This window comes from Zwartia sp. (assembly GCF_049655405.1).
GTDB lineage: Bacteria > Pseudomonadota > Gammaproteobacteria > Burkholderiales > Burkholderiaceae_B > Zwartia.
In genome coordinates this window covers 25,652-41,395 of record NZ_JBASJR010000006.1, presented here as the reverse complement: position 1 = coordinate 41,395, position 15,744 = coordinate 25,652, and the positions used below count along the sequence as shown (strand labels likewise).

The 15,744-nt window shown below is 52.8% G+C and carries 14 protein-coding genes; 9 read left to right on the top strand and 5 right to left on the bottom strand.

Annotated elements, in window-relative coordinates:
• Nucleotides 1-6 precede the first annotated feature (6 nt).
• Entirely contained in the window at nucleotides 7-639 is a 633-nt protein-coding gene (locus WBJ47_RS03310; RefSeq protein ID WP_424585300.1) for a YeeE/YedE thiosulfate transporter family protein, read from the top strand.
• Nucleotides 640-641: 2 nt separating this feature from the next.
• A complete protein-coding gene (locus WBJ47_RS03305) occupies nucleotides 642-1,187 on the top strand; it encodes a YeeE/YedE thiosulfate transporter family protein (protein ID WP_422245517.1) in 546 nt (181 codons plus the stop codon).
• A gap of 7 nt (nucleotides 1,188-1,194) precedes the next feature.
• Here WBJ47_RS03305 and WBJ47_RS03300 read toward each other — a convergent pair whose 3' ends face one another.
• Nucleotides 1,195-2,799, bottom strand: coding sequence for a flavin-containing monooxygenase (locus WBJ47_RS03300; protein WP_422245519.1), 1,605 nt, complete (start codon nucleotides 2,797-2,799; stop codon nucleotides 1,195-1,197).
• A 189-nt stretch (nucleotides 2,800-2,988) separates the two neighbouring features.
• Between WBJ47_RS03300 and WBJ47_RS03295 the strand changes: the two genes are divergently transcribed.
• Complete coding sequence (locus tag WBJ47_RS03295; protein WP_422245520.1) at nucleotides 2,989-3,804, top strand: enoyl-CoA hydratase-related protein; 816 nt, start codon at nucleotides 2,989-2,991, stop codon at nucleotides 3,802-3,804.
• Between the two features lie 23 nt (nucleotides 3,805-3,827).
• Here WBJ47_RS03295 and WBJ47_RS03290 read toward each other — a convergent pair whose 3' ends face one another.
• Entirely contained in the window at nucleotides 3,828-5,081 is a 1,254-nt protein-coding gene (locus tag WBJ47_RS03290) for a serine hydrolase domain-containing protein (RefSeq protein WP_422245522.1), read from the bottom strand.
• Nucleotides 5,082-5,169: 88 nt separating this feature from the next.
• Between WBJ47_RS03290 and WBJ47_RS03285 the strand changes: the two genes are divergently transcribed.
• Nucleotides 5,170-7,011 carry an ABCB family ABC transporter ATP-binding protein/permease gene (locus tag WBJ47_RS03285; RefSeq protein ID WP_422245524.1) on the top strand — a complete coding sequence of 614 codons (1,842 nt, stop codon included), beginning with the start codon at nucleotides 5,170-5,172 and terminating at the stop codon, nucleotides 7,009-7,011.
• Nucleotides 7,012-7,050: 39 nt separating this feature from the next.
• On the opposite strand, the gene WBJ47_RS03280 is transcribed toward WBJ47_RS03285, so the two are convergent.
• Nucleotides 7,051-7,890 (bottom strand): NADPH-dependent oxidoreductase, encoded by an 840-nt coding sequence (locus WBJ47_RS03280; RefSeq protein ID WP_422245526.1) that lies wholly within the window; start codon nucleotides 7,888-7,890, stop codon nucleotides 7,051-7,053.
• A gap of 82 nt (nucleotides 7,891-7,972) precedes the next feature.
• Between WBJ47_RS03280 and WBJ47_RS03275 the strand changes: the two genes are divergently transcribed.
• Complete coding sequence (locus WBJ47_RS03275) at nucleotides 7,973-8,920, top strand: DMT family transporter (protein WP_422245528.1); 948 nt, start codon at nucleotides 7,973-7,975, stop codon at nucleotides 8,918-8,920.
• 40 nt (nucleotides 8,921-8,960) lie between these two features.
• Nucleotides 8,961-9,896: a glycine/sarcosine/betaine reductase selenoprotein B family protein gene (locus WBJ47_RS03270; protein ID WP_422245530.1), complete on the top strand. Its 936-nt coding sequence runs from the start codon at nucleotides 8,961-8,963 to the stop codon at nucleotides 9,894-9,896.
• On the opposite strand, the gene WBJ47_RS03265 is transcribed toward WBJ47_RS03270, so the two are convergent.
• Complete coding sequence (locus WBJ47_RS03265; protein ID WP_422245531.1) at nucleotides 9,893-10,873, bottom strand: tripartite tricarboxylate transporter substrate-binding protein; 981 nt, start codon at nucleotides 10,871-10,873, stop codon at nucleotides 9,893-9,895. The two genes, WBJ47_RS03270 and WBJ47_RS03265, sit on opposite strands and share 4 nt — an antisense overlap.
• Nucleotides 10,874-11,013: 140 nt before the next feature.
• Between WBJ47_RS03265 and WBJ47_RS03260 the strand changes: the two genes are divergently transcribed.
• Both WBJ47_RS03260 and WBJ47_RS03255 read left to right on the top strand, forming a co-directional pair.
• On the top strand, nucleotides 11,014-12,360 hold the full coding sequence (locus tag WBJ47_RS03260) for a class-II fumarase/aspartase family protein (protein ID WP_422245533.1): 1,347 nt from the start codon (nucleotides 11,014-11,016) through the stop codon (nucleotides 12,358-12,360).
• Nucleotides 12,361-12,362: 2 nt separating this feature from the next.
• Nucleotides 12,363-13,871 carry a fumarate hydratase gene (locus WBJ47_RS03255; protein ID WP_422245535.1) on the top strand — a complete coding sequence of 503 codons (1,509 nt, stop codon included), beginning with the start codon at nucleotides 12,363-12,365 and terminating at the stop codon, nucleotides 13,869-13,871.
• Here WBJ47_RS03255 and WBJ47_RS03250 read toward each other — a convergent pair.
• Nucleotides 13,843-14,700 carry a TIGR00730 family Rossman fold protein gene (locus WBJ47_RS03250; protein ID WP_422245537.1) on the bottom strand — a complete coding sequence of 286 codons (858 nt, stop codon included), beginning with the start codon at nucleotides 14,698-14,700 and terminating at the stop codon, nucleotides 13,843-13,845. The two genes, WBJ47_RS03255 and WBJ47_RS03250, sit on opposite strands and share 29 nt — an antisense overlap.
• 120 nt (nucleotides 14,701-14,820) lie before the next feature.
• Here WBJ47_RS03250 and WBJ47_RS03245 point away from each other — a divergent pair, with 120 nt between their 5' ends.
• A complete protein-coding gene (locus WBJ47_RS03245; protein WP_422245539.1) occupies nucleotides 14,821-15,666 on the top strand; it encodes a fumarylacetoacetate hydrolase family protein in 846 nt (281 codons plus the stop codon).
• The last annotated feature ends 78 nt before the right edge of the window (nucleotides 15,667-15,744 follow it).

Sequence of the window (15,744 nt, the reverse complement as noted above, 5' to 3'; positions counted from 1 at the left end):
AATAAATTGTTTAAAAGTATATTGATTTTGAGCAGTATTCAGTCCATCAAATACCGTCATCAAAGGAGAATCTTCATGGCACAACAACAAGCGGTTCACTCAGGAGGGCGCCTTGCTGGCAGGTGGTCACCCTATATCGTGGGCGTAGGGATCGGCGTACTAAGTTGGGTGGTGTTTGTCGTGGTGGCCGCACCACTAGGCATCACGACTGCAATCGGGCAAATCGCTGGCGGTGTGGTTTCACCGATCGTGGGTGCGGATACCGTAGCGGCAAATGCCTACTGGAAAACCAATGCGATGAAACTGGACTACGGCACCTTGTTTTTAATCGGTACATTTTTTGGAGCCTTAGCCTCGGCACTTGTGTCACGCACCTTTAAGTTCGAATCTATTCCGAGTGTTTGGCAAGAGCGCTTTGGTGCTTCGAAAACACGACGCTTCATTGTGGCTTTTATCGGTGGCGCGCTCGCCATGTATGGCGCACGGATGGCAGGGGGATGCACCAGCGGAAACGGGATCTCTCAGTCTTTGCAACTCGCCGTGGTGGGTTGGACATTTTTGGCAGTGATGTTCGTGTCAGGTGCGATCACTGCAGCAATCGTATATCGCGGTTCACGTTCAAACAGTTCAGGAGAATAAACATGTTCCCAATTAAAGGTGAAAGCGCATTGCTGTTGGCGGTTGTGTTTGGTTTTGTATTTGGCTGGCTGTTGCAGCGTGGCAAGGTCACCAACTACAACGTGATCGTGAATCAGTTTCGCTTCAAAGACTTCACTGTACTCAAGGTGATGTTTCCAGCCATCATTGTGGGAGGGATCGGCGTACTGGTGCTGACCAATATGGAGTTGGCAAAATGGCATGTCCGTGACGCCAATATGCTGGGCACTATTATTGGTGCTGTAATTTTTGGAATTGGTATGGTGTTGTACGGTTACTGTCCTGGAACGGGCGTCGCCGCGATTGGCACGGGGAGTATCCATGCGCTTGTCGGCGCGGCAGGAATGATTGTTGGAGCGGTTCTTTACGCTTTTTCTTTCGAATGGGTGCGCGCCAATATTTTGTCAGTCGGCAAGCTTGGCAAGGTGACATTACCTCAGCTCATGCATGTGCCGGCATGGACAATTTATGGCGCATTGATTGTGATCGCGATCGCTCTCTTCGCCTGGGTTGAAAAGAGCGGCAAGTAAATCAACGTTAACGCGCAGCTTGAAACTCAAAGCCGCGATAGTTGTCCTGGATGATCTCCTCGCAAATATCGCGGTAGTGACTCAAGCCGCCTGCGTAAGGCATAAACACTTGCGGCTTGCCAGGAACGTTCGCACCGAGATACCAAGAGTGCTTGACCTTGGGTAAAAGGGTCGCATTGGCCGCCGCATCGACTTCGGCTTGCCAAAGATCACCAGAGGATTCCGGAACCTCGATAGAAGCCAGGCCCTTGTCGCGCATATGCTTGATGCATCGCGTGATCCAGTCAACATGTTGCTCGATCGCTGGAGGCATGTTGCACAGAACGGAAGGGCTACCCGGGCCCGTGATCGTAAACATATTGGGAAAGCCAGGGATCTGCAGACCCAGATAGGTGCGTGGACCCGCGTACCAGTAGTCTTTGAGTGTTCGTCCATCCCGACCTGTCACATCGAGCTTGACCAAGGAACCCGTCATGGCATCAAAGCCTGTCGCGAACACGATGATGTCGAGAGGATATTCCTGATCGGCAGTTTTGATGCCGTTTTCTGTGATGCACTCGATCGGCGCTTTACGGATGTCGACCAATGAGACGTTATCGCGGTTATAGGTTTCGAAATAATGTGAGTCCACAGGTGGACGCTTAGCCGCAAACGGATGGTCGATGTCGGCCAATAACGCTGCAACTTCAGGATTTTTAACGACCTGTTTGATTTTGTTGCGGATGAAGCTGGCTGCGGTTTCGTTGGCCTCGGCGCTCGTCAGAATGTCACGATAAAGTGCGCGGAACTGAAAGCCACCTTGCTCCCATTTTTTTTCGTAGGCTTGCAGACGATCAGCCTCGGCGACATCGAGAGCGGATTTGTCCTCGATGTAAAACCCATGACCATTGGTGTTGTTGGTCATGATGGTACGAATGTCTTCTGCGTGTTCTTTGGCGTATTTTTTAAACTCAGGCGTGAGCGGCGCATTGCGTGCGGGCAAGCTGTAGTTGGGAGTGCGCTGAAACACTGTCAGATGTCCGGCACTCGCAGCGATCACAGGAATCGCCTGAATACCGGTCGAACCCGTGCCAATCACACCAACGCGTTTGCCGGTAAAGTCCACACCTTCATGCGGCCACTGGCCCGTGTGAAACCACTGGCCTTTAAAGTCAGACAAACCTTTGATTTTTGGCATGTTGGCCGAAGACAGGCAACCGACCGCAGTGATCAGGTATTGAGCGCTGTACTCCTTGCCGTTTTCTGTTTTGACGTGCCAACGATTAGTTGCTGCATCAAAATGGGCCTGCGACATGCGCGTATCCAGCTCGATATCCGAACGAAGCTTGAGCTTGTCCGCGACAAAGTTTAGATAGCGCAGGATTTCTGGTTGTTGGGGATAGCGCTCCGACCATTCCCATTCCTGAATGATTTCTTTGGAAAAATAATACATGTAGGTGTGGCTCTCGGAGTCGCACCGCGCGCCCGGATACCGATTCCAGAACCAGGTACCTCCTACTCCGCTTCCCGCTTCGAGGACCTTGGCCGTCATGCCAAGCTTGTCTCGTAAGCTATAGAGTTGATACATGCCCGAAAAGCCAGAGCCTATGATGATGGCGTCTAATGTTTGCATGGAATGTTCTGCTGTCTCGTCTGTTTGAATGAATCAAATTTTCTTGTGATTGTGCAGAAATAGTACATCAAACTCCACAAAATGCCTCCTGCGAGAATTTGATTTTCCTCAAAGTTTGCACAAGTCATTCCGAGTTATGCTGAACGCCAGTTAAAAAAACCGTAACGACAGATGAAAAATGGGGAAATCATGACAAAAGAACTCGGAAAAGGAACCGTACTGTGCGACGTTGACGCGCGCGGGGTTGTCACCGTGACCTTAAATCGCCCGCAGGTCAATAACGCCTATAACGGCGATATGATTGAAGGACTGCACGAAGCCTTGGATTTATTGGGCCCTAAGCCAGATGCGCGCGTAGTGGTGATCAAGGGCAACGGCCGCCATTTTCAAGCCGGTGCCGACTTGGCTTGGATCTCGAGCGTGTCGCAGACGTCACCAGCTGAAAACGAACGCGCGTCGCGTTTAACTGCCGAGGCAGTGCGCCGGCTCGATATCGTCCCGATCCCGACAGTTGCGTTGATTCAGGGTGGTTGTTTTGGGGGCGGCACAGGCGTGGCATCGGTATGCGACATCGTCGTGGCGGCCGACAATGCGGTGTTTGCGATTACCGAGGCACGTTGGGGCTTGATGGCCGGAGTGATTTTGCCGCAGCTCTGTCAAGCGATGGGCGTGCGTAACGTGCGTCGTTATGCTTTGTCATCCGAGCGCTTTGGTCCCGATGTTGCGTTGCGGATCGGCTTTGTGCATGAGGTCTGCAAGCTCGATGAGCTGGAGGCTACGGGCGCTCGCATTGTTGATGCCTTGTTGATGAACGCCCCGGGGGCCGTGACGGCCACCAAGATGCGCACAATGGAAGTCGCTGGATCTTTTCTGAGTGATGCGTTGTTTGATGATTTGGTCAAACAGCATTCGGATGTGCGTCAGAAAGCCGAAGCCGCCGAAGGCACTGCTTCGTTTATCGAGAAACGTTTACCAAAGTGGTATCCGGGGCCGTTACAAAAATAAGCGAGATGGATACCGAGTCAAGATCAAGCTTTTGTGGACTGGAGCGACTGATAAACAGCCGTCTCAAAGTCTGTAAAGAGCTTGATCGCCGAGGTGTCGACAAAAGGCAAAATTTGCATCATCAAGACACCTGCGATTTTACGCACTGGATCAATCCAGAAATAAGCATTGGGCAAACCCGCCCAAGCTAGACTGCCTGTAGAACGTCCTGTGGGGGCTGGGGCTTCATTAATCATGAAGGTCAGTCCCCACGTTTTTTCAACGCCAGGAAAAAACTCTGCATCGAGCGACATGTTGGTGTTGATCGTGCTAAGCATCTTGACGCGCAAAGGACCCATTGCATTCTTTGACATCAGGGCAACCGTTTCAGGCTTGAGAATCTGCTGTCCATTGACGCGACCATGGTTGAGCATCATGCGGGTAAAACGCAGATAGTCGCTTGCGGTGGAGTACATGCCGCCGCCGCCCGGGTCGACTTCGGCATGTTGCGGGACCTCAAAGTCCAGCAGACTCAGCGATTGATCGTCATGATTGCGCAGATGGACTTTGGCTAGGCGCGCCCGCATCGAGGGGGTGATTTCAAAACCCGTGCTGTGCATCGCGAGAGGTCCGGTGATATTTTTTTGCAAATACTCACCCAGGCGCATGCCGGTGACCGCAGAGATGGCCAGGCCAATCCAGTCGATATTGATGCCATATTCCCAGCGTTCACCAGGATCAAAAGACAGCGGGATATTGAGCGCATCGCGTCGCCCGGAGCCTGCGCGCGGCAATTTGTTGAGTTTGAGAAAACGCGCTGAATTTTCGCTCCAGATATCTGAGGTAAAGCCAGCGGTATGCGTCATCAGGTGACGCAGCGTGATCGGTGTTTTGGGTGGACGCAGCATGGGCTGCCCCAGGGCATCCCAGCCTGTTACGACTTGAATGGCATTGATCTCGGGCAAGACATGGGCAATCGGGTCATCAAGGGAAAGTTTGCCTTGTTCAACCAGTTGCATGGCGGCTGCCCCAACGAGGGGTTTGGTCATAGAAGCAATCCACATGACCGTGTCTGGAGTCATCTGCGTCTCCAGGCCCTGTGCACGCACGCCAAAAGCCCCTTCGTAAAGCGTTTCTTCGAGACTGGTCACCGCGGCCGCAACTCCAGGAATGCGACCACTCGCGATGACTTCGCTCAGGACAGCGTTAATGCGCGTCTTGAGTTGAAATTGTGTGCCGGAGTCGGAAGTCGCAGACGAGGGACTGGCTGAGGTGCTGGCAAGCTGGGGAGCGGTCATGGAGAGGTGAAAGACAGTGGGATGAAAGAGAATTTATACACGAAGGTCTATTCGGACGTCCAAGGTGTTTCGGCGATAGAATCCTTAAATGAGACATTCCAGCCGCCGTTCCCCTGAATTTGTGCACGATCCTCACCGCCCAAATGCCCCGCGTCAGCGCAGCGATTGGCGCATCATTGGTGATTTACTGCCATATTTGATGCAATACAAGCTCCGGGTGGCCTTGGCTGTCGCCTGTTTGCTCGCAGCCAAATTTGCCAATTTGGGCATTCCGATCATGCTCAAGCACATGGTCGATGCGCTGGATGTCCGCAACAACACACCTGGCGCATTGTTGGTTGTACCGATTGCCCTCATCATCGGCTACGGTTTGCTGAGATTTTCATCCTCGCTGTTCACCGAGCTGCGAGAGTTATTTTTTGCGCGTGTCACGCAGCATGCGGTGAGACAAATCGCGCTTGAGGTGTTCCAACATCTACATGCGCTTTCGTTGAGATTTCATCTCGCCAGACAAACAGGTGGAGTCAGTCGAGACATTGAGCGCGGCACACGTGCGATTCAGTCCTTGGTGTCGTTTTCTCTCTACAGCATTGTGCCCACGCTGCTGGAGTTCTTGCTGGTGCTGGGCTATTTTGCCTACAACTACGACATTTGGTTTGCAGGGATCACGCTCAGTGCTTTGGTCATCTACATTGTCTTTACTATTTATGTGACTGAATGGCGCACTCACTTGCGTCGCACCATGAATGACATGGACTCGCGTGCCAACCAAAAAGCGATTGACTCGTTACTGAACTTTGAGACGGTCAAGTACTTTGGCAACGAGTCTTTTGAAGCCAATCGCTATGATGAAAACCTGTTGCGCTATCAGGCTGCTGCGATTAAGTCTCAGAAATCGCTGTCGTTGTTGAATGTAGGTCAACAAGCGATTATCGCAACAGGTTTGGTGTTGATTTTGTGGCGAGCGACCTTGGGTGTGTCAGATGGTTCGATGACGCTGGGTGATCTGGTGCTGGTCAATACCCTGATGATTCAGCTCTACATTCCACTGAATTTTCTAGGTGTGATTTATCGGGAAATCAAACAGTCCTTGACCGATCTTGATCGGATGTTTACGTTGTTAGAGTCGGACCGTGAGATTGCTGATGCGCCCAATGCCCCTGCCTTGCGGATTGCTGACCAGACCAACGGTCCAGAGGTCCGCTTTGAGAATGTGTCGTTTCACTACGAGTCGAACCGTGAAATCTTGCATGACCTCAGCTTTGTAATTCCTGCGGGCACGACCACGGCTGTCGTTGGACGCAGTGGCGCAGGCAAGAGCACCTTGGCGCGACTACTGTTTCGTTTTTACGATGTGCAACAGGGTCGTATTTTGCTGGACGGACAGGACTTGCGCAGCGTTCAGCAAAGCAGTTTGCGGCAGGCGCTTGGCATCGTCCCACAAGATACGGTTTTGTTTAACGACACGATTGGCTACAACATTGCCTATGGCCGTCCCGGCGCGACAGAGCAAGAGGTCCAGGCAGCAGCCCGCGCGGCGCAAATGGATCAGTTTATCGAGCATTTGCCCGAGGGGTATCAAACGCAGGTGGGTGAGCGCGGCTTAAAGCTCTCGGGTGGTGAAAAGCAGCGTGTGGCGATTGCGCGAACCTTGTTGAAAAAACCGGCGATGCTGATTTTTGATGAGGCGACTTCGGCATTGGATTCCAAAACAGAGCGGGCGCTTCAAGATGAGCTTGCGAGTCTCGCGCGCAATCACACGACGCTGATCATTGCCCATCGTTTATCGACGATTGTGCATGCCGATCAGATTTTGGTGATGGAGCACGGTCGTGTCATCGAGCGTGGCACGCATCAGCTGTTGATTGCCGCTAATGGCGCCTACGCTCAGATGTGGCAGATGCAGAAAAGAGAAGAGGGTGAGGGCTAACGCCCATCACCCCCTTTGATCGCAACGCGGCTTGAGACCTTATTTCATGTCAAAGCCGAGCTGTTTGAGCGCATCGACCAACAGATCGCGCCCAGCCATCGCATCTGGTCCGCGTACGCGATTGAGGGACTGAATGTGCCATGGGCCGAGCGGCTTCATGCCCTGCTCGGCGTAAAATTTTTCCATCGTCGCGTTATAGGCGTCGACAGCTTCGTTTTTAGCTTTGACGTCGTAAGTCTCTTTGTGGAGGACTGCACGCTGTGGCAAACGTGGTTTGACCACGTTCTTGGCCGTCGCGGCCGGGTCGATATTACCCACGCACATGCCAAAGGTCGCAAAGCTCATCGGTGGCAGGCCGAGTTCTTTGGCGACCTCAAGGGGTTTGTTGCGGATACCGCCGATGTAGACGATGCCGAGGTCTAGCGACTCGGCTGCAGTGGCTGCGTTTTGAGCGGCTAAGGCAGAATCAATCGTACCCATCAGGAGCATTTCAAGATAGTTGAGACTCTCATGCGGGAGCTGATGCTCTTCGCCCAGTTCTTTAAGGCGGGCGAGATCGGCAACCCAGACCAGAAACAAAGGACAGGCACTGATCCATTTTTGATTGCCAGCCATCGCGGCCAGACGGTCTTTACGACCTTGGTCTTCGACAGCGACGACGCTCCAGGTTTGGAGATTGGAGGAGGTCGACGCGGACTGGGCAGCTGCAATAAGCAGCTCGGCTGTGTTGGGTGCCAGGGGCTTGTCAGTAAAGGCTCGAACGGATTTGTGTTGAAACAGTGTCTCAAGCGTTGGGTTTAAAACGTCGAGGACTTCTGGACCGTGGCCGTAACGTGCTTTTAGGAGGGTGGCGAGGTCTTTTTTGGCTTGCGTAGTCATTTGCAGGTGATCCGTCAGTTCGTGGAGATGGCATAGCATACATTGGGTTACAGTCAATGCCAAAATGTCTTTTGGAATCCGAGTGACAACTTCCGTCAGTCCTTCAGCAGAGAAATCTTCTCAGGCAAGCCTTCTGGTTGAGCAGACACGTCGCCGACGCGCCATCGTGCTGTTAGTGCTACTGGTGATCGCGTGGGGATTTAATTGGGTGATTGCCAAAATGAGTTTGCAATATGTCACCCCTGTCTGGGTGACCGCTCTGCGACTCCTCCCGGCCTGTGCCTTGTTCTTTGTGCTTTGTCTGGCGACTGGCAGATTGCGCGTGCCAGTCAAAGCCGATCTCCCCGTGATCTTTAGTGTCGGATTACTGCACATGGTGGGATTTTCTGTTTTAGTCAGTGTGGGTTTGCAATATCTGCCGGCAGGGAAGTCGATTGTTTTAGCCTACACCTCGCCGCTTTGGGTGCTGCCCGCTGCCTGGTTTTTTTTGCGTGAGCCCCTGACCCTGAGGCGGCTACTTGGGCTATTGATTGGCTTGTCCGGAATTGTATTGATCATGCAGCCTGGGCAGATGGATTGGAGCGACTCTAATATCGTTCTCGGTCATGCGCTTGTTTTAGCCGCGGCACTCTTCTGGGCCATTTCTATTGTGTATGGACGCGCGCACAAATGGGTGACACCACCGTTTTCGCTGCTGCCTTGGCAAATGCTGGTGGGGGGCTTGGTTCAGCTCGCGCTTGCCTGGATAATTGAGGGCGTTCCACATATTGAATGGTCGCTCGAACTCTTCTTGCTGATTGGCTTTAATTGTCTGATCGGTAATGGCGTGGCGTACTGGCTGATGAATCTCGTGAGCCGAGATTTACCAGCAGGGATGGTCTCCATGGGACTGTTGGGCGTACCTGTGATTGGTTTGTTGTGTGCCAGCGTATTTTTAGGCGAAACCCTCGGCGTTCCCTTGTTGATTTCTGCCGCCCTGATTATTGTGGGTATTGTGCTGGGTACCACGGCAAGTAAAAAACACACTTAAAAAGAATCAATATTGGCATCCTCTTTGGGAGAAACACATCATGAGTCAGACAGAAATCGATTTAGGCTTTGCCTCCGACGAGGACGTCCCAGTTCCTTATATGACACGCACGAGAGACTGGTATCTCGCGTTAGGTTACGGTAACCCTTATCGCTGGGCGCATTACACCGAGGTGCCGTTTACGCCACTGGCCAAGCCGCTTGGTCATGCCACCGTCGCTTTGCTCACAACTGCTTCGCCTTTTGATCCGAGCAAGGGTGAACAAGGTATTGGCGCGCCCTATAACGCTGAGGCCAAGTTTTACAAGGTCTACTCAGGTGATGTGACACTTGAGCACGATGTGCGGATTTCTCATGTCGCGATTGATCGTAAGAACACCACCATGGAAGACAGCAACACCTGGTTTCCTTTGCCTGCTTTAAGGGCGGCAGCGGCTGCCGGTCGTATTGGTCGTTTGGCGCCCCGTTTCCATGGGATTCCGACCAATCGTAGCCAACGTCATACCCTTGAGGTGGACTGCCCGGAGGTTCTGAGACGCTGCAGGGAGGATGGTGTCGATGCCGTAGTGATGGTGCCCAATTGTCCCGTCTGTCATCAGACACTGAGCCTAGTCGCGCGGTATCTCGAAGCCGCGGGCATTTCAACGGTGCTACTCGCGTGCGCCAAAGACATTGTGGAGCACTGCGGTGTTCCGCGTGTGATGTTTAGTGATTTCCCGTTGGGTAATGCCGCAGGCAAGCCTAACGATCCCGACTCTCAGGCGGCGACACTCGAGTTGGCATTTCGTACGCTTGAGTCGGCACCTGCAGCGCGTACGACGGTGCAGTCGCCTCAGCGCTGGAGTACGTCGCATGCATGGAAACAAGATTATTCAAATGTCGCACTAGTCAGCGAACAAGAATTGGCCCGGTTGCGTTCGGAGAACGACCGGGCCAAAGAGGCTGCTAAAGCGTTACGCGCCGATCAGCTGGCTTAGTTTGCCTCAACGCCTGCTTTCTTGAGCAAAGGACCAAGCGTATTGATTTCTTTTTGCAGGTGCTCGGCAAGTTTTGCGGGCACAGCGAGGTCAGGCGAGACCGGTGAAGTCCCCATGGTTGCCAAGCGCGCCTTAACGTCAGGATCTTGCACGGCCTTAGCCAAAGAGGCTGACAGCTTGTCAATCACGGGCTTGGGTGTGCCTTTTGGGGCATAGATACCAAACCAGATGCTCAGGTCAAAACCTTTGACGCCTGCTTCGCTGATCGCGGGCAGGTCTGGTAAGGAGTCGATTCGATTTGTGCCAGCGATGGCGTAGGCCTTGATGCGATTACCCTTGATATGTCCCACGGTGCTGGTTGTCTGGTCACACAAAATATCGATCTGACCACCCATCAAGTCGTTCATGGCGGGGGCTGTGCCCTTGTAGGGGATGTTGTTGAGCTTGACGCCTAAGGCTTCCATGAACATCAGGCTGCACATGTGTGAAGCAGAGCCCACACCCGCATTACCCATGCTGATTTTGTCTTGATTCTTTTTGACGTACTCGACAAATTCCTTGGTGTTCGCAGGTGGGAAGTCTTTGCGTGCGACCACGACCATGGGACCCACCGTCGCCAGTCCCACCGGCTCAAAGTCTTTGACGGGGCTATATGAAAGATTTTTGATCATCATGGGGTTGGTGGCATGACTGATATGTGTCATCAGCAAGGTATAGCCATCAGGATTGGAACGGGCAACTTTCGCTGTACCAATGCTGCCACTGGCGCCCGCAGGATTATCAACGATGATCTGTTGACCGATATTCTTTTGCATGGCACCCGCAAACAATCGGGTGATCGTGTCGCCAGGGCCGCCCGGTGCATAAGGCATGATCATGGTGATCGTGCGGTTGGGGTAGTCTTGAGCGATCGCCGTGAAAGAGGTCGCGCTTAACAATAACGATGCGCAGAGCGAGCGCAAGAGAGTTTTTTTCATTTTGACGATCTCCGAGTATTTTTTGAATCCCTGGTCGCTGCGACTGAGACTTGCGGATGATATTACTATGGTGAAATGTTGACGGGGCATAGGGCCACCCCTAATATTGGCGCCTACTAATTTATGTTGAGTTTTTCCATATGCCTATTTCAATGATCGAATCCTCCATTTTTAAAGACATGTTCGGCACGGCTGCCATGCGTGAAGTGTTTGATGATGCGGCGACCTTACGCCGCTACACGGATACTGAAATCGCCTTGGCAAAAGTGCAGGGCGAGCTGGGCGTGATTCCAAAGGCGGCGGCAGACGCAATCATTGCGCGTGCCGACTCAAGCAAGCTGGATATGGTTGAACTCAAGCGTGAAACTGAAATCGTGGGTTATCCGATTTTGCCGCTCGTGCATCAGATTTCAAAAATGTGTGGCCCTGAAGGCGAGTACCTGCACTGGGGGGCAACCACCCAGGACATCATGGATACCGCGACTGTGCTTCAGGTGCGCGATGGTCTGGCGATTATCGAGCGGGATCTCGACGAGCTTGATGCGATTTTGGATCAAATGTCTTTGCAATATCGTGATTCACCGATGGCAGGACGTACACACTTACAGCACGCCTTACCCATCACGTTTGGCTACAAAGCTGCTGTCTGGTTATTGATGGTGCGCCGTCATCGCGAGCGCTTGGCGCAACTCAAGCCACGTGTGTTGATTGGTCAATTCGGTGGTGCAGCTGGCACACTCGCCTCGCTCGGCGATCAAGGCTTGGCCGTGCAAGAAGCGCTGATGAAAGAATTGGGTCTGGGCTCTGCGCCTGTCACCTGGCACGTTGCCCGTGATGGCTTGGTTGAAACCATCCAGTTTTTAGCGCTTGTCACAGGCTCGCTTGGCAAAATTGCACTCGACATCATGTTGATGATGACCAATGAGTTAGGCGAGGCGTTCGAGCCTTTTGTCAAAGGTCGTGGTGCTTCGAGCACCATGCCACAAAAGCGTAATCCCATTTCTTGTGAACTCATGCTCAGCGCTTCCAAGGCTGTGCGTCAACACGCAGGTTTGGCCTTGGACGCCATGGTGCAAGACTTTGAGCGTGCAACGGGTCCTTGGCATATCGAGTGGTCAGCGATTCCTGAGTCATTCATTTTGACCGCCGGCGCACTCAAGCAAGCAAAGTTTATGCTCAGCGGCTTGGAAGTTGATACCAAGCGTATGCTCAAGAATCTCGACTTATCCGGTGGATTGATTGTTGCAGAGGCTGTGATGATGGGCCTCGCGCCACACATCGGACGACAGACTGCACATGACGTGGTGTATGACGCCTGTCGCATCACTTCGATTCAGGGTAAAAAACTTGCCGAAGTTCTCTATCAGGACAAGACTGTGAGCGATAAGCTTGACCGGGCGACGATTGATCGACTGTGCGATCCCGCCAACTATCTGGGTGCCGCACCACAAATGGTGGATCGTATGCGTGCGTGGAACAAGGCGTAAGTATGCGAGTGATTCAGGCACGTGACATCGTCACCAGTATCGCAGATGCGTTGCAGTATGTGAGCTATTACCATCCGACCGATTTTGTCCAAGCACTCAAAGAGGCGTATCAAAAAGAAACCTCAGCGCCTGCCCGCAACGCTTTGCTGCAGTTGCTGGTCAACAGCAAAATGAGTGCGCAAGCGCAACGGCCCGTTTGTCAGGATACTGGTGTCGCGCATGTATTTTTTAAGCTTGGAATGGATGTCCGGATTGAGGCGCCCGAGTGTGCTGCGACGCCAAGTTTACAAACGCTCGCCAATGAGGGCGTCGCGAAAGCCTATTTGTTTGCGGACAACCCACTACGTGCGTCGATGATCCGACATCCGCTCGGACAAAGAAAAAATACCGGTGACAACACCCCTGCGATCGTGCACGTTGAATTGGTTGAGGGGGATGGTTTAGAGATCATCGCAGTGGCCAAGGGTGGTGGGGGCGATGTCAAAGCACGCTACGCCATGCTCAATCCCAGCGATTCAATCGCGGACTGGGTGGTCAGTCAGTTGCCTGGTATGGGGGCGGGCTGGTGTCCGCCGGGTGTGCTGGGTCTTGGCATTGGGGGGACGCCAGAGCAAGCCATGCTGATGGCCAAGCGCGCGTTGTTTACACCCATTGATATCCAGTCTGTTCGCGCGAAGACGACAACAGACGAAGTTGAGAAGCTTCGTTTAGAGGTCTTTGATCGTGTCAATGCTTTAGGTATTGGTGCGCAGGGTTTGGGCGGAGACGCGACGATCCTAGATGTCAAAATTGAAACCGCTGCATCGCATGCCGCGTTATTGCCCGTGGCGTTGATGCCCAATTGTGCCGCGACGCGGTTTATTTCCTTTTCACTGGATGGCTCGGGACCTGCGATGTTTACGCCTCCTGACAGTTCTGTGTGGGAGGGTATTCCTGATGCGATGCCAACAGCTGACGGACGTCGCGTGAATTTGGATACGCTCACACCACAAGAAGTCCAGAGCTGGAAAGCTGGCGAGTTGTTGTTGTTATCCGGCAAGTTATTGACAGGTCGAGATGCCGCGCACAAGCGCATGGTTGAAACCCTTGCGCTGGGCGAGCCCCTGCCTGTTTCATTGAAAAATCGGGCGATTTATTATGTAGGACCTGTCGATCCAGTCAAGGGAGAGGCGGTTGGTCCAGCCGGCCCGACAACGTCGACGCGCATGGATAAGTTCATGCCCACACTGCTTGAGCAAACAGGGCTATTGGTTTCTGTGGGTAAGGCTGAGAGAGGTCCCGTTGCCATCGAAGCCATCAAGAAAGCAGGGGTCGCTTATTTGGTCGCTGTCGGTGGGGCTGCGTATCTCGTCTCCAAAGCAATCGAGTCTGCTCGCGTCTTAGCATATGAGGACCTAGGCATGGAGGCGATTTACGAGTTTGTAGTGCGCGACATGCCTGTGACGGTCGGTGTCGACGCACGTGGTCAAACGATTCACTGGATCAGTTCAGTTCGTACCAATCGCGAATAGCGGTCCAGGCTTGTTCAGCCGTGTCGACAATCTTGACGATCTTGAGATCGTCAGGCTCGATCAAGCCTGACTCGATTAGCAAATCAAAGCGAATCATCTGAGTCCAGAATCCATGGCCGACCAATACGATGGGCATGGGTTCTACCTTTTTAGTCTGTACCAGAGTCAGAACCTCGAAGAGCTCATCAAACGAGCCGAAACCACCTGGATACACGACAATGGCGCGCGCGCGCAGCATAAAGTGCATCTTACGCAACGCAAAGTAGTGAAAGCGAAAGCAAAAATCAGGTGTGATGTAGGGGTTGGGCACTTGTTCGCGCGGTAGGCTGATATTGAAGCCGATGGAGACATCACCTGCCTCAAAAGCGCCTCGGTTGGCGGCCTCCATGATGCCAGGTCCGCCGCCTGTGCAAATGTGCAAGCGAAAGTCTTTGGCTGCTTGCTTAAGATTGTACTGACCCACCAGTTGGCCAAAAGTACGCGCGGACTCGTAATGCATACTGGTGTTGAGCGCAATCGCGGCTTTCGCACGTTCAGCGTCAGTGGTAGCGGTTTTTTCTTTTTCGAGGGCTGCCTCTTGGCTCATAAAACGAGCAGAGCCAAACACGACGATCGTGTGGTCAATGCCATGTTCGCGCAGGCTCAGATCAGGCTTGAGAAGCTCAAGCTGAAAGCGGATTCCCCGCACTTCGGGACTATTGAGAAAATCCTGATCGGCGAAAGCTAGCTTGTAGGCATCGTCGGTGGCGGGGGGCGTGAATTTTTCCTCGAGCTCAACCGTCAGCTCGGCTGCAGTCTTGGCGTTATCGATGGGAAGTTTTGGTGTCATACAGTGACCTGATAAAAATCAATAAAAAATAAGTCTCTGTGCGCGTAAGTCAGACGTGCAGTAACTTTCTAGCCTAATATATTCTAAAAGCAACATCTCTATTTTTTAAAGGATTGACGCATGAAGTTGGTGAGTTACACCCATGAAGGGAAAAGTTCTTATGGTGTCTTGCGTGCCGATGGCGGCATTGTGGACCTTGCTTCCCGCATCGGCCAGGCGTATCCAACGCTCTTGCAGCTGGTTCAAAAAAATGGCTACGCCGAGGCACAGCAGGTGCTGACCGGTGTCACGCAGGCGGATCTGCAAGAGTCTGCGATTCGTTATTTGCCTCTGTTTTTAGAGCCTGTCACGATTCACTGTGTCGGATTGAATTACGCGGCTCACGCAGCCGAAGCTGGTCACAAGCTTCCCGAGTTTCCTAGGACTTTCATCAAAATACCTGCAGCGTTAGTCGCGCACAACGAAGATTTTGAAAAGCCAACGCTTTCGCCCGAGTTCGATTTCGAAGGTGAAATCGCCGTCGTGATCAGCAAAACCGCGCGCAAGGTCCGTGCTGAAGATGCGGCGCAATACATCGCGGGCTACACATGCTTTATGGATGGTTCGGTTAGAGACTATCAATTTCAGCGGACGCTCGACCAGGGTAAAAACTTTTATCGCTCAAGCTCGATTGGCCCCGCCTTGGTCACCCTTGACGAGGTCGGAGAACTGGATCATTTGACGCTGACGACGATTGTGTCGGGTGAAACCATGCAGCACACCGCGTTCGACAACATGATTTTCACGATTCCTAAGTTAATCGAGTACATCTCTGGTTTTACCGAGCTCCATGCGGGCGATGTGATTGCGACCGGTACACCTGAGGGTGTAGGCTTTAGTCGCACGCCGCCCAGATTCTTGCAAAAGGGCGATTATGTAGAGGTCATCATTGATAAAATAGGGACTCTGCGTAATCAGGTTTCTTAGCAAAATGACAATCAGCGATCCACAGTACTCGCAGTCAAGCATTCTGGCTCCGGTTGCTGTCGCAGCCAGCCAAGAAAA

Bases quoted from the DNA above. Each gene is read 5' to 3' on its own strand.
- WBJ47_RS03305 (WP_422245517.1), top strand. From the start codon at position 642: ATGTTCCCAATTAAAGGTGAAAGCGCATTGCTGTTGGCGGTTGTGTTT.
- WBJ47_RS03300 (WP_422245519.1), bottom strand. From the start codon at position 2,799: ATGCAAACATTAGACGCCATCATCATAGGCTCTGGCTTTTCGGGCATG.
- WBJ47_RS03295 (WP_422245520.1), top strand. From the start codon at position 2,989: ATGACAAAAGAACTCGGAAAAGGAACCGTACTGTGCGACGTTGACGCG.
- WBJ47_RS03290 (WP_422245522.1), bottom strand. From the start codon at position 5,081: ATGACCGCTCCCCAGCTTGCCAGCACCTCAGCCAGTCCCTCGTCTGCG.
- WBJ47_RS03285 (WP_422245524.1), top strand. From the start codon at position 5,170: ATGAGACATTCCAGCCGCCGTTCCCCTGAATTTGTGCACGATCCTCAC.
- WBJ47_RS03280 (WP_422245526.1), bottom strand. From the start codon at position 7,890: ATGACTACGCAAGCCAAAAAAGACCTCGCCACCCTCCTAAAAGCACGT.
- WBJ47_RS03270 (WP_422245530.1), top strand. From the start codon at position 8,961: ATGAGTCAGACAGAAATCGATTTAGGCTTTGCCTCCGACGAGGACGTC.
- WBJ47_RS03265 (WP_422245531.1), bottom strand. From the start codon at position 10,873: ATGAAAAAAACTCTCTTGCGCTCGCTCTGCGCATCGTTATTGTTAAGC.
- WBJ47_RS03260 (WP_422245533.1), top strand. From the start codon at position 11,014: ATGCCTATTTCAATGATCGAATCCTCCATTTTTAAAGACATGTTCGGC.
- WBJ47_RS03255 (WP_422245535.1), top strand. From the start codon at position 12,363: ATGCGAGTGATTCAGGCACGTGACATCGTCACCAGTATCGCAGATGCG.
- WBJ47_RS03250 (WP_422245537.1), bottom strand. From the start codon at position 14,700: ATGACACCAAAACTTCCCATCGATAACGCCAAGACTGCAGCCGAGCTG.
- WBJ47_RS03245 (WP_422245539.1), top strand. From the start codon at position 14,821: ATGAAGTTGGTGAGTTACACCCATGAAGGGAAAAGTTCTTATGGTGTC.